Origin of the sequence: Marivirga tractuosa (assembly GCF_042140215.1) — a bacterium.
GTDB classification, from domain to species: Bacteria; Bacteroidota; Bacteroidia; order Cytophagales; family Cyclobacteriaceae; genus Marivirga; species Marivirga tractuosa_A.
On sequence record NZ_CP159478.1, the window covers coordinates 1927075 to 1940549 of the forward strand.

General features: G+C 32.2%; 9 protein-coding genes. 4 read left to right on the forward strand and 5 right to left on the reverse strand.

Features of this window, described 5'->3' with window-relative positions; all coding sequences use genetic code 11:
- Positions 1–25: 25 nt before the first annotated feature.
- The 4 genes from ABWH96_RS08870 to ABWH96_RS08885 all read right to left on the reverse strand — a co-directional run bounded on the left by ABWH96_RS08870 (position 26) and on the right by ABWH96_RS08885 (position 8349).
- On the reverse strand, positions 26–1042 hold the full coding sequence (locus ABWH96_RS08870) for a response regulator (protein ID WP_375581097.1): 1017 nt from the start codon (positions 1040–1042) through the stop codon (positions 26–28).
- Between the two features lie 92 nt (positions 1043–1134).
- Positions 1135–5151 carry a CheR family methyltransferase gene (locus ABWH96_RS08875; protein ID WP_375581098.1) on the reverse strand — a complete coding sequence of 1339 codons (4017 nt, stop codon included), beginning with the start codon at positions 5149–5151 and terminating at the stop codon, positions 1135–1137.
- A 4-nt stretch (positions 5152–5155) separates the two neighbouring features.
- The gene (locus tag ABWH96_RS08880; RefSeq protein WP_375581099.1) at positions 5156–7726 is read right to left on the reverse strand and encodes a PAS domain S-box protein; all 2571 of its coding nucleotides are present in this window, start codon (positions 7724–7726) and stop codon (positions 5156–5158) included.
- A gap of 119 nt (positions 7727–7845) precedes the next feature.
- Positions 7846–8349, reverse strand: a complete 504-nt coding sequence (locus tag ABWH96_RS08885; RefSeq protein WP_375581100.1) for a dihydrofolate reductase — start codon at positions 8347–8349, stop codon at positions 7846–7848.
- Between the two features lie 152 nt (positions 8350–8501).
- Here ABWH96_RS08885 and ABWH96_RS08890 point away from each other — a divergent pair, with 152 nt between their 5' ends.
- Positions 8502–9362 carry a fructosamine kinase family protein gene (locus ABWH96_RS08890; RefSeq protein ID WP_375581101.1) on the forward strand — a complete coding sequence of 287 codons (861 nt, stop codon included), beginning with the start codon at positions 8502–8504 and terminating at the stop codon, positions 9360–9362.
- 171 nt (positions 9363–9533) lie between these two features.
- Complete coding sequence (locus ABWH96_RS08895) at positions 9534–9899, forward strand: hypothetical protein (RefSeq protein ID WP_375581102.1); 366 nt, start codon at positions 9534–9536, stop codon at positions 9897–9899.
- 98 nt (positions 9900–9997) lie between these two features.
- Here ABWH96_RS08895 and ABWH96_RS08900 read toward each other — a convergent pair whose 3' ends face one another.
- Positions 9998–11725: an alanine/glycine:cation symporter family protein gene (locus ABWH96_RS08900; RefSeq protein WP_375581103.1), complete on the reverse strand. Its 1728-nt coding sequence runs from the start codon at positions 11723–11725 to the stop codon at positions 9998–10000.
- 463 nt (positions 11726–12188) lie between these two features.
- On the opposite strand from ABWH96_RS08900, the gene ABWH96_RS08905 reads away from it, so the two are divergent.
- The gene (locus tag ABWH96_RS08905) at positions 12189–13049 is read left to right on the forward strand and encodes a hypothetical protein (protein WP_375581104.1); all 861 of its coding nucleotides are present in this window, start codon (positions 12189–12191) and stop codon (positions 13047–13049) included.
- 2 nt (positions 13050–13051) lie between these two features.
- Positions 13052–13474, forward strand: a complete 423-nt coding sequence (locus ABWH96_RS08910) for a DUF2141 domain-containing protein (protein WP_375581105.1) — start codon at positions 13052–13054, stop codon at positions 13472–13474.
- The last annotated feature ends 1 nt before the right edge of the window (position 13475 follow it).

Here is a 13475-nt window from a genome sequence, read left to right on the forward strand (position 1 = left end):
TCTTAGATAATTTTTATAAGTGGATTTATTCTTTTCTATTACTAGCCCTATTTACTATACTTCTAATTACATCGTCAATTTCATGGGCAGATCGTAATGCATTTTTCAATAGAAAAGCAGCTTCATTATCTAAATTTTTTAACTGATCTAAATGTTTTTCTTCTAGTCTGCTGATGATCCCCATCATCCTGGTTAAAGGTTCACGAACCAGATGAGATTGTTCCCAAGCTATATCTTTTAATTGCTGATTTTGATTTTCTATCTGGCTTATATAGGATTCTGTTTCACTTAAATCAATTGCCATTAGTAAAATGGCGTCAATGCCTTGATAATCTATGAAATTACTGTAAAGCTTAACTTGAATTTCATGACCGTTTTTTAGTTTGTGTTTATGAAGGTTCTCGTTTTTTAATATTTCACCTTCAGTATGATGATTCCTTAATTTTTCTTCATCATAATCCTTATCTATATTCTGGATTTTCATTTTTAAGAATTCATCCTTCGTATAGCCATATTTTTCTAATGCTGAATTATTGACTTCGATAAAATTACCCGTATGGCTATTGATGACCCAAATAGGTTGAGGATTCACTTGAAAAAGTTGATGATATCTTTTTACGGATGTTTCAAGTTGTTTATCAATGTGTTTTCGTTCAAAAGCATATGTAATACTTTTCCTTAATCTTTTACTGGTAAGATCATCTTTTAACAAGTAATCCGTGTAGCCTAAAGTCAATGATTCAATTGCTATATTGATATCATCATGGCCTGTTAGGATAATGATAGGAGTATTTGGTGCTAAAGTAATAATTTCTTTTAACAGACTATGATGGTCAATATCTGGTAAGCTTAAATCCAATAAAATTAATTTATACTGAATAGTATCCTTATGTAGAAAGTTCTTAGCTTCATTAAAATCACTAGCTGTTTCTAATATTAATCTAGGAAATTCCTCTCTTAGATAATCAGAAACTAATACTTGATCTCCAGGATTATCCTCTATTAATAGTATATTCAGTCCTTTATTTTCGGGTATTGGCATAAAGTTTTCTTTTAATAAAAATGTGGAGTAATTAAAATACTCCAATACATTACAATTATGTAATCTATTCTGATCTTTATAAATCAGGCTTATTATAATTGTTTACTAATTGTAAAATGAAAAGTGGAACCTAGCCCTTCCTGGCTTTCAATATCAATTTCTCCAAAATGAGTTTCTACTATCTTTTTACAAACTGCTAAACCTATTCCATGACTTTGTGAATCTTTGTCATGAACTTTTTGGAAGACTTTAAATACTCTTTCAAAATCTCTTTCCGAAATACCAATTCCATTATCTGCAACTGAAAACAAATAATATAATTCATTTTCATCTGCAGTAATAATAATTTTAGGCTTTGCTTTAGAACGATATTTTATTGCATTTTGTACAAGGTTTTGTAATAACCTTCCAAACAATATAGGATAGGCTTGAAATTTCTCAATATTATCTTCCACTATAATTTCTGCATTATGCTCTACAATTAAAGAATTTAACGAAAATTTTAATTCCTTAATAGCCTCTTCAACTTTAATAGTCTTTAAGTCTTCATTAAGAACTCCTGATCTTGAAAACTCTAATAATGAATTGATCAGCTGATTCATTTTATCTCCAGCAGAAACTGCCATGTCCATGTATTTTACCAGTTTTTCATCCAATTCGCCTTCAGATTTTTTCAAAATCAGTTCTAGAATGCTTTTAATGTTTCGTGCAGGCTCTTTTAAATCATGAGAAGCCACATATGCAAATTCCTCTAATGACTTGTTCAGCTCTGTGAGCTTATTATTTCGGGATTTAAGTATTTGGTTTAACGACTCAATTTGGTTTTCAAATTCTTTTTCACGACTTATTTCTGCCTGAATGGAAAAGAAACCAATAGGTTTTCTGAATCGGTCATGTAAAAGTTCACATTGAATATTAGTCCAATATTTATGTCCTTTGTCAGTATAATTAATGATATCCACTTGAAAACCTTTTCTTTCTTTTATGGCATCACTCATTATTTTCACAGTTTTAGGGTCTGTCTCCTTTCCTTGTAGGAAATCTCCTGGCTTTTTGCCTAAAACATAAGACTCCTTATAGCCTGTTAATTTTAAAAAGGATTCATTAACATAATTAATTTTTCCTTCTAAATCGGTAATGATTATAGCATATTTAGTCTGTTTAGCAATTAAAGATAGTTTTTGAATTTCTTCCTCGAAATAAATCCTTCTACTAACGTCCTTACTAATGGCTAAAATTTTAAATAATTCGCCTTTTTCATTGTTTACAGCCTTAAATCGAGTTTCCAACCATTTTGATTCGTTCCTTCCTGTTTTGAGTTCAATTTGGATTGTAGCTGTGTTTTCCCCTTGCTTTATTTTATTAAATGTGCTTTTCCATAAGTTTTGATGGTCTTTGTCTTTTATAAATTTATTAGGATTTATAGTAAGTAAATTTTCAGGATTCACACCTAAAATTTCTTTTGCAGCAGGTGAAATATATTCTATTTCCCCATTCATATCGAGCAAACAAATCATCTCACTTGATTGATTTATAATCAATTTGAATAGCTCAATTTGATTTTCGAAATCTTGATTAATTTGGTTTATAGCATTTTCAGGAAGTTGTACCGAATTATTGGCTTGAGAATAGGATGTGATTTCCACAAAAGATATTACAACACCTTTAATCTCATTTTTATTGGTTCTAAATGGAGATACCCTCATCATAAACTGCCTATCATTCGGGTCTTGAATGGTCGTTTCAAAAGGCTGTAAATCTCTGTGAACTTCCTCTATTTTATCCGTGAAATTTTCTATTTGAAAGCGTGACCTAAAATGACTGATATGTCTGCCCTCATCATGTACCATCAGATTAAGTATATCTTTAATTGCAGGGGTAAACTTCCTAATATTGAGTTCTTCATCTAAAAAAAGTATCGCAATATTGGTGCTGTAAATAAGGTTGTTTAAATCATTATTGGAAGCGGTCAGTTCTTCTACTTTTTCTTGAAACTCTGCATTTACAGTATATAATTCTTCATTTACCGACTCTAATTCTTCATTTGAACTTTGCAGTTCTTCATTGGATGCTTGTAGTTCCTCGTTGCTTGATTCAAGTTCTTCAATGGTTGTTTGAAGGTTTTCTTTATTTACCTTTAATTCTCTTTCCAGTAGCTCGATTTTTTCTTTGGAGGCTAAATCTAAGTTGATAGGAGAGGTTTTACCTTTCTTTTGTATGCTTTTATTCCCTTCAAACAATGCAATAATCAATACAGACCCATCATCACTTTCTATTTTTTTGAAATAAATATTGAGGAATTTTGTGTCATATATTTTTTCCATTTCCGGAGTGAGCTCCGCATTTTTTAAGCTTACTTCCTTGTCTTCTTGAATAATTTTATTGGCAGCGACCTCAAAAGTTAAACTTAAATTTTCAGGCAACATTCTAAGGATATTGATGCTGACTACGCCTAAAGGTAATTTGAGCCATTGATTAGTTCTTCCTGTGGTATGAACCAAATCAAAATTCTGATTAAATATGACTGCATCAGGGACATATTCTTGAATTAAAAAGTCTCTGATGTTTTCCAACATTTTTTTAGGAGAGATTGTAAATTTACTGTTTGCCGAGCTGATTTGATTTTGGTCTGTTGAAGGAGTCATTTTCATCCTAATGGGTTTCTTATTGGCTCCTTGATCCATTGCTTTTAAGACCTTTTGATTCTTCTTATTTTGAAATATTTTATGTTTTTTATCGAACTCTTGAAATGCAGTATCTTTCTCCCCAACTGATTCACTTGAGCCTAATACTAGGAATCCATTTGATTTCAAGGTGAATTGAAAGAGCGAAAAAAGCTGTTTTTGAATATTAGGATTCAGATAAATTAAAAAATTTCTACAACTGACTAAATCAATTTTACTAAATGGAGGATCCTGAATGATGTTGTGAACCGTAAAGACAATCATATCCCGGATTTCATTCGCAATCTTGTAGCCTTCTTTTTGATGGATAAAATATGCTCCTAAAATGTTGGGTTCTATTTCATTGGCAATATTTTCCGGAAAAAAGGGATTACTAGCAGCTTTAATGGCCTCAACATCCAAATCCGTTGCAAAGATTTTTACATCATATTGAAGATTATTTTTCCTTAGATAATCTTTTATTAAAATGGCTATAGAGTAGGCTTCTTCCCCGCTAGAACAAGCGGGAACCCATACTCTAATATTTTTGGTTTCTGATGTTTGATTAATTAATTCTGGAATGAGTCTATCCTTGATGGCATCAAAAGTTTCCGTATCTCTGAAAAAACGGGTAACTCCTATTAGTAATTCTTTTGCCAATAATGCCCCTTCAGAATTATTCTTTTTGAGATATTCTAAATATTTATCCAAATTGGTGAAGCCTTGAATACCCATTCTTCTGACCGTTCTCCTGTACATAGTGGAGAATTTGTATCCTGAGAAATCAATTTGGGTTTGATTTTCAACTTCTTTTAGGATATTCTTGATTTGCTTACTGTTTTCTTCGGTCTGAAAATCAAGTAATGTTAACTTTTTATTGCTATTAAAGAATATATCAAGTTCTTTTGGTAAGTCTTCAACGGCACATACTTTATCAACAGAACCAGTATGGATGGCATTTTTGGGCATTCCATCAAATTTTGATGATTCCGGATCTTGGACTAATACAATTCCTCCTTTTTCTTTTATAAATTTAATTCCTTCCGAACCATCACTACCAGTGCCAGATAAAACAATGGCTGCGGAGAGTTCTTGGTTATGCTCTGCCAAAGATTGGAAAAAGGTGGTAATAGGAAAGCTCAACTTTTTATCTTCCTTATCGCTTAGTTTTAATTTATTTCCTGAAAGAGTAACGAATTTTTTGGGTGGATTAAGAAAAATGGAATTGGGTTCAATGTCCATTCCATCTTCAATAACTTTGATGGGCAAATTAGTGTGCCTTGCCAACAACTCATCCATCAGGCTTTTATGGTTGGGGGCTAAATGCTGAATGACTACATAAGCATAACCAGCAATATGATTAGCATAATTAAAAAATACTTCTAAAGGCTCTAGACCCCCCGCAGAAGCACCGATGCCTATGATTGGTGTTCGGTTTGTTAACATAATTTTATTTCTTTGGGATAGTAAAATAAAAATTACTTCCTTTTCCAAATTGAGACCCTACCCAAATAGTACCTCCGTATTTTTCTACTATCTTTTTACAAATTGCTAAGCCTAATCCAGTCCCAGTATATTCAGATTTGGAATGCAGTCTTTGAAATATCTGGAATATTTTATCTTGATGCTTCGGGTCTATCCCTATTCCATTATCCGCTATTTTAAATTGGTAGTCATGTTTAGATTCTTTCAAACCAATCTCAATTTTTGGCTTGCTATCATTTGAAGAATACTTAATGGCATTGCCAATTAAGTTGTGGAAAAGTTGCCTTATGGCAGTTCTGGAATAATATATTTCAGGTAATTCAACTATATCTAAATCAACATTTTTGATATTCAAACTAGAATGAAGCAAGCTCAATACTTCTGCTAATTCTTCATTTAAATCTAACTTTTGAAGTTCTTCTTTTTGGCTCCCTGCTCTAGAGTATTCCAATAAATCTATGATAATTTGTCGCATTCTATGAGCACCATCTACCGCAAAATTGATGTAAGTTTGGGCTTTGTCATCTAATTGACTTTCATATTTATTCTTTAATTGGGTCATAAAGCTGGACACCATTCTCAAGGGTTCTTGCAAATCGTGGGAAGCTATATAGGCAAATTGTTCTAGTTCTTTATTGCTGTTCTCCAGCTTTTGTGTGTATTCTTGAAGTTCTTGATTTAATTTCTCCAATTCCTCCTGCTGTTTTTTCTCTAAAGTTATATCCCTGAAATAGATGGAGAGGCCTCTCTTTGAGGGATAACTTCTGATATTAAACCATTTCTCCAAGGGTTCATTATAAAAATCGAAGGTTCTGGTCTCATTATATTTTAAGGCTTTATCATATTCTTCTTCTGCTATGGTCCCTTTTGCATAGCGAAACAAATCCCATTTATTTTTACCTATTGCATCTTCCTTTTTTATATTCAATAATTTTTCCGCCTTTTTGTTAAAGTAGATGAAGTTATAATCTTTGTCCACTGCCAAAAACGCATCAGATATACTTTCTAATATTTCACTTTCTTTTTCATAAGCTTCCTCTAAGGCTTGGGTGATTATTTTCCTTTTGGTTATATCTTTATAATATACTGAAAATCCATCTTCGCTTGGGTAGATACTTTCATCAAACCATAGATCATAAAATTCATAATAAAATTCAAATTGAGCTGGTTTACCAGTCCTTTTTACTTCATCTAAATAATTTTTAAAAACTGATTTTTTAAGCTGTGGGAATGCTTCAAAAGCATTTTTTCCTATGAGGTCGTTTTGATCTTTCCTCATGGTTTTAAGGGCACTTTTATTTACATAAGTGAAATTATAGTCCTTATCTAAAGCATAAAAAGCATCTGTAATGCTTTCCAGTATATTTTTCTTTTCTTCCAATGTTTCAACTATACCTCTTCTGTTCAAAACTTTATCTGTAACATCTATCACGGTGGAGATCATGAGGTCTTGCTCAATAACTGGAATGTTTTTGGCATCTACATACTTGTTTCTTCCATCTTCTGTTTGAATTTTTAATTCACTCCACTTCATCCTTTCTAAATCCCCACTTTCGATATCAGCAAATATTCGTTCCTTGATTTCTTTTCGATATTCGGGATCACTATATACATTGTTAAAAAAAGAGCTCACATCGGTTAATTTGCTTTCTGGCCAACCGTAAACGGAGCTAAATTCGCTATTCATTAAGGCAAGTTTACCAGAACTGATTTCATTTACAGCTACCCCCATCGGGATGTGTTCTAGTATATTTTCAACAAGTTCTTTTTGTTTATTGAGTTCAAGTTCAATTAATTTTTTCTCAGTAATGTCGGTACTATGGCAAACTAATCCGATTATCTTTTCATTATCATAGATAGGAGTTAGGTTGGCTTGAATCCAAGCTGGTTTAAGATGGTCATTTTCTGATGGAGGGATTTCTATATTTATTTCATTTCCTTTAAAACATTCATCATATAAAGCTTTCCATCTATCAATATAATCAGCAGGCAATATGGGGATTTGAAGCATATTTTGGCCTACTTGTAGATCAAAACCTAAATCATCCATAAAGCGCTTTGTCATGGCCTGATTACTTGCCAATAAATTGTAATCTTTGTCTATGCTCCAGATAAGGTTTTGCGTCCCATTAATTAACGCATGAGAGGATTTAAGAATTTTTTCACGTTCACTTTCCTTATTTTTAATTGAAGTAGATTCTTTTGCAACACAATAGAGTAATTCCTTTTTCTTGTCATATTTAGCAGACCAAACTATTGGCACTGAAAATCCTTTTTTATGAACAAAGTGGTTTTCAAAAAAAGCAACTTCTTTTCCACTTTTTATTTCTTGGTGGATATTAGCAGTCTTTTTGAAATCCTGTGGGGCTACAAAATCCAAAAATAATTTGCCTTCTAATTCTTGGGGTTCATAGCCCCATATTTTTTTGCTTGCTTTGCTTACTGAAATGAAATAACCTTTCTTATCAATAGTACATAGGATATCCAGACTTAATTCCATGAATTCATCTAAGGATATCTGGATTTGGTTGGACATGCTCTTTTGTTAAAAAAAATAAACTATAAAATTATTATGATGTAATTACATAAGTTAATAAATATAGTTATAAGTAAATTCTTTTACAAAGGGAACGAATTTTAAGCTAGGGAAAAAAGCTATTTGCGGTCATACACTACATAGTCAAATTCAAAAGCATGCCTATCATCCTTAGGGTGGTGTTCTCTACTTAATTCTTTCCAGTCTGATTTGTCAAATTCGGGAAAATAAGCTTCTGCATCGGGGAATTCTGCATTAACCTCTGTGATATACATCCTATCCGCATATTTTAAACCTTGTTTATAGATTTGACCACCTCCTATTATAAACAACTCCTCTTCATTATTGGATTTGGCAAATTCAATTCCATCTTTAATGTCATGAAATACTTTTACGCCATTATGCTCCCAATCTTTATTTCGGGTGATGACGATGTTCACTCTTTTGGGTAAAGGCTGATATTTCTCGCCTAGAGAATCAAAGTTTTTTCTCCCCATCAAGATATGATGGTTTCTAGTCTTGTCTTTAAAATATTTTAAATCATCTGGCAAGTGCCAAATCATGTCATTGTCTTTTCCAATGGCATTGTCATTTGCCTTTGCCACTATCATTGATATTTTCATTTTGTTTTAATTTTAGAAACTTTAACTTAAGAAATTAAAGTGTGGTCTATATGTTTAAAATTTGTGTGAATTACGCATTTTTTTAGCGACTTCTTAACTCATTTGTAAGTAAATTAATTTGAGTAATTAATCATAGTAATAAAGCCTTATTTATGATTCCAGAATCGATTAAACATTTTTTGAATTCATTTCTTCAAAAAGAAATAACTCAATTTTCTCCTGTGGGTGGAGGTAGTATTCATGATGCTTATCGATACTCGATAGATGGGAAAGAGTTTTTTATAAAGTACAATGATGAAGTTGAAGGCATAATTGCAAAAGAGGTAGATGGACTCAATGCAATAGCCAAATTGAATTGTATTGCCACACCAGAAGTAATAGCCTTTGAAAAAATTGATAATTATGAAGTATTGATTTTGCCTTATATTAAAGGAGGTTTAAAAACGCCAAAGTCATGGGAGAATTTTGGAGAACACTTGGCAGAAATGCATAAAAAGCCAGCGCAACATTACGGTTGGCACCAAAGTAATTTTATCGGTAGTCTATATCAAAGCAATGAAAGGACTACTGATTTTATTGATTTTTTTATTCATCAGAGATTAAGGCCTCAAATTAAATTAGCTGAAAAACAACACTATTTTTCAGTTGAAGAAATCAATCAGTTTGAAAAACTATTTAAAAAACTTAATGAAATTCTGCCCGCTACAAGTCCTTCTTTAGTACATGGTGATTTATGGAGTGGTAATTTTATGATAGGAGAGAAGGATACTCCATATTTGATTGACCCTTCCGTCCATTTCAATTTCAGAGAAACGGATATTGCTTTTACTCATCTATTCGGAGGCTTTGATGTCAAGTTTTATGAAAGCTACAATCACCACTTTCCTTTGGAGCCTGAATTTCAAGAAAGAATATCACTTTATAATATTTATCCCTTATTGGTTCATTTGAATTTATTTGGCCGTGGATATTATGGTTCTGTGATGAGTAACCTTAATCAATATGTAAGATAGATGTCCGCACTTGGGATTTTATGTGTACGGAAATGAACATATTTATTATTTTGAAGAATTAAAAACCCGTCCTATTTCATTTAAACGCATATCTGCAACTATTCAATTTTTGGCAGCGTCTTAGCTATAGAAACAATAACAAAACAAAATTTTAACAAAAAATCTAAAAAAATGAAAACTATTAAGACCACCGCCAAAATGATTGTTTTAACATTAATAATGGGATTAGCAATTACTGTAACTGCCTTTGCGAGTTCAACTGAACCGCACAATAATCCGTTTTTTTCGGATGCTGAAATGATCAACTTATTAGAAACAGAAGCTGACTTTAATCAATTTGAATCTGAAATGAGAGAGGCAGGTGTATTAGAATGTGAGAATACTGAAATTATAGTTGTTTTAGGTCAAGAAGATGAAATTGTTTATCAAGGAAGTCACCAAATGGAAGATGAAAGCAATGCTTTTTTAACCAGGCTCTTAACTAAAGCTGATTTCATCATGTCTTCAGGAGGCAAAAATTTCTACAAAGTATTCTAATATAAACTTCATCACTAAATATTGATTTTATGGAAGATCTATAAAAAAGGCTGCCCCAAAAAGGACAGCCTTTAATATTTCCTCTAAAATCTTTCAACTTACTTAAACTTAGGATGATCTTGACCAGGAAAGTTCTCCTCAAAGAAATCACCATATTCACCAATCGTTTTCTTCATGTCTTTTCTTAGCCAGAGTATACCTATTAAGTTTGGTATAGTCATCAAGGCAATGGTGATAGCAGATAGTGTCCAGATGATTGTAGTGTCCTGGAAAGCAGCAAAGAAGAATGCCACTACATATACTATTCTGTAATAAATAACTGATTTAGGCCCGAATAAATAAGTCATGGCTCTATCTCCATAGTATGACCAGCTGATGGCCGTACTAAATGCAAATAATAATAAACCAATAGAAACAATATATTGACCATAGTCTCCAAAAAATCCTCTATTAAATGCTAAAGCAGTTAAAGGTGCACTATGAACCAATGATTCTCCTATGAATTTAATATCTCTTTCATCGGAAACTTTACCACCCTTAATGGCTATTGAACCTGTAAATAATTCATCAGTTAATAAGTCTTCATCCTTATAAACCATAATGTTATCAGCAAAACTTCTACTATGAATAAAAGTGAAATTCTCATTATTTTGGATTTCACCATCAACAACTTCTATTTTGCCAGTATAAGTAGGTAATTTTTCCTCATCATTAATATGAAGATAAATTTTATTTTTATGGTCTTCATTAGATTCAACATATTGCTTCTCTAAAATTTCAATTTCTGAATATTCAAAATTGTTGACGTGCTTTTCGTTCCACGCTCCTGATGAAAGAAGCACTAATCCTGTAACCGTACAGATTATAATAGTATCGATAAATGGTTCTAAGATAGCCACCATACCTTCTGAAAGTGGCTCATTAGCTTTTGCAGATGCGTGAGCGATTGGAGCAGAACCCTGGCCAGCTTCATTGGAAAACAAGCCTCTATTTACACCTCTATTAAATGCATAAGCAATGTTAGCACCAATAAAACCACCAGTTGCAGCAGATCCAGTAAATACATCACCAAAAATTGCAATAAGAGAAGGAATGATGTTTTCGTAATTAAAAAGGATTACTGCAAATGCACCTATAAAATAAATGATTGCCATACCTGGAACCAATTTCGAAGTAACTGCCGCAATTCTTTTAATACCTCCAATGATTACTAAAGCCAAACAAACAGCCAAAACTGCTCCTGTAATCACCTGATCAATACCAAAAGTGGCTAATAAAGTACTTGAAATACTATTAATTTGGGGTAAGCTTCCAGTTCCGAAAGAGGATAAAACGGTTGCAAAAGCAAAGATAGCGGCCAACCATTTAAGGTTTACTTTTTTGCCATTGAATTTGAAGTTAGCATTTTTCATGTAGTACATTGGCCCACCTGCCATAGTACCATCACTCAATTTGGTTCTGTATTTATGTGAAAGCGATACTTCCACGAATTTGGTACACATACCAATAGCCGCAGTTACTAACATCCAAAATAAAGCGGCAGGACCTCCTAAGTGAATAGCGAATGCAACACCAGCAATATTTCCAGTTCCTACTGTTCCTGATAATGCAGTGGCTAATGCTTGAAAATGAGAAGTGTCTCCAGGTAAATCTTTTCTATCAAATTTCCCACTAACTATTTTCAGCGCATGTTTGAAAAATCGTATTTGCGGGAATTTTAAATAGATAGTGAAAAATAAACCCGTACCTAAAAGGGCGTATGGAAACCAAGTGGCACTCCCTATAAAACTATCAATAAAAATCAGGAAATTATTTACTTCTTGCATAAAGCTTATAGTTCAATCAGTCAATTTTTTTGTGAATGGAGACAAAACTAAGAAAAATTACATAACATAATTGATTTGATTCCACAGTTTTTATGATTGGCGAAAAGAAATGATAAGTTTAGAGCATTTTGCCTAGCCTACAGTATTAGTTTTTCCACAAATGCATTTTAAGCCGTATTATTTATGAAAAGGTTATAATAAATGATGCTAATCAATTTAAAATAACTGATCTTCAGTTGATTAACTCCGATAAATTATTAAATCCTTAAAGTTCAAATATGTGTGTTTTGAAATTCATGTTTTTATTTGAATCTCCCAATTTATTATTTAGCAATCATATTTTTAAAATTATCCGTCATTCGGATGAAAAAATCAAGTGAATTTTTCGTGTTAATAATCATATTTTCTAATTCGCTTAATTGAGTCTATATTTGAACTAATCTTAAAATTATATAATGAACCCATGAAGCAATTATCTTTTATTTTATACCTCTTTCTATTCTCTTTTATAAGCCAAGCTCAATTTGAATTAGATAGCTTAAAGCAAAAATGGACTACTATTGGTCGTGAATCCATAGAAGGAGTTTATTCTCTTTCAGGAAATAGCAGATCTTACTCAGTGGCTTTAGCAAAAGAGGAAGATGTTTATAAATTAGTTTATCTTGAAGGAGGGCTAGATAATTGGGTGTATGGCGATCTGAAAGGAATGATTGCAAAATCTGAGGAAATGTATGAAGGCAGATGGAATGCTGGAAAACCTACTAAACCTAATTTGGAGGATGTTAAGATAGTCTTTGGTAACAAAAAGTTTATACTGTATTGGTCAGATTGGTCAATTGATGAATTTAAAATGACTTATCCTGAAGAAGCCAAAGAACCTACTGATATGGATAAAGTCATTATGGATTATGCTTTTAAAAGAGAGGTGATCTCTATTCCTATCCAATTAAGTGATTCAGGTTCAGTTGAAATTCCAGTAATGGTTAATGATGTATTAAAGATTTATGTTGGATTGGAGAAAACTTCAACAGAAGTAATTGTTTCAAAAGATATTGCTAAAACACTGATTCAAACCAAAACATTAGGTTATAAAGAATGGAAAGAAGGCAATTACTATCAATTTATTGATGAAAAGAAAGCTTTTGAACCACCTCATATATTTAATCTTAATTCTTTAGCATTGGGCGAAGGACAATTAACCAGCCTTGAAGCCGTTATTTCGGAAGACATCTCAAGGTCAATGTTAATTAGTATGGACGTTTTAGAACGTTTTGGTAAAGTAAACATTGACATGGACAAGCTGTTATTAACAATAAAACCTTAATCATGATTTTAAGTCAATATTTAATTATTCTATTTTCATTTTTTGCACCGCCTTCATCTTCTACTCTTGAATTAGAAATAGGAGAGTTTAGAAATACTAAGGGACATGTTTTGATCTCCGTATTTGATAATGCAAATGATTATCCTGATAATGAGGGTAAAGCCATTGCAAACAAAAAAGTCAAGGTAACGCAAAAGACTCATACAATAACCATTGAGGATTTGCCTCAAGGTGAATATGCCGTAGTATTTCTTCATGATGAGAATGATAATGAAGAAATGGATACCAATTTTGTAGGTGCACCAGAAGAAGGTTATGGTGCAAGCAATGATGCGGTCAATACTTTCAGTGCTCCAAAATACAAGGAAGCAAAATTCCTTTTGGAAGGCGAAAAGAAATCCTTAAAATTGAAGATATTTTATTAAA

What these genes read in the sequence shown, in the direction of transcription:
- ABWH96_RS08870 (WP_375581097.1), bottom strand. Translation starts at nt 1,042, where the DNA reads ATGCCAATACCCGAAAATAAAGGACTGAATATACTATTAATAGAGGAT.
- ABWH96_RS08875 (WP_375581098.1), bottom strand. Translation starts at nt 5,151, where the DNA reads ATGTTAACAAACCGAACACCAATCATAGGCATCGGTGCTTCTGCGGGG.
- ABWH96_RS08880 (WP_375581099.1), bottom strand. Translation starts at nt 7,726, where the DNA reads ATGTCCAACCAAATCCAGATATCCTTAGATGAATTCATGGAATTAAGT.
- ABWH96_RS08885 (WP_375581100.1), bottom strand. Translation starts at nt 8,349, where the DNA reads ATGAAAATATCAATGATAGTGGCAAAGGCAAATGACAATGCCATTGGA.
- ABWH96_RS08890 (WP_375581101.1), top strand. Translation starts at nt 8,502, where the DNA reads ATGATTCCAGAATCGATTAAACATTTTTTGAATTCATTTCTTCAAAAA.
- ABWH96_RS08895 (WP_375581102.1), top strand. Translation starts at nt 9,534, where the DNA reads ATGAAAACTATTAAGACCACCGCCAAAATGATTGTTTTAACATTAATA.
- ABWH96_RS08900 (WP_375581103.1), bottom strand. Translation starts at nt 11,725, where the DNA reads ATGCAAGAAGTAAATAATTTCCTGATTTTTATTGATAGTTTTATAGGG.
- ABWH96_RS08905 (WP_375581104.1), top strand. Translation starts at nt 12,189, where the DNA reads ATGAAGCAATTATCTTTTATTTTATACCTCTTTCTATTCTCTTTTATA.
- ABWH96_RS08910 (WP_375581105.1), top strand. Translation starts at nt 13,052, where the DNA reads ATGATTTTAAGTCAATATTTAATTATTCTATTTTCATTTTTTGCACCG.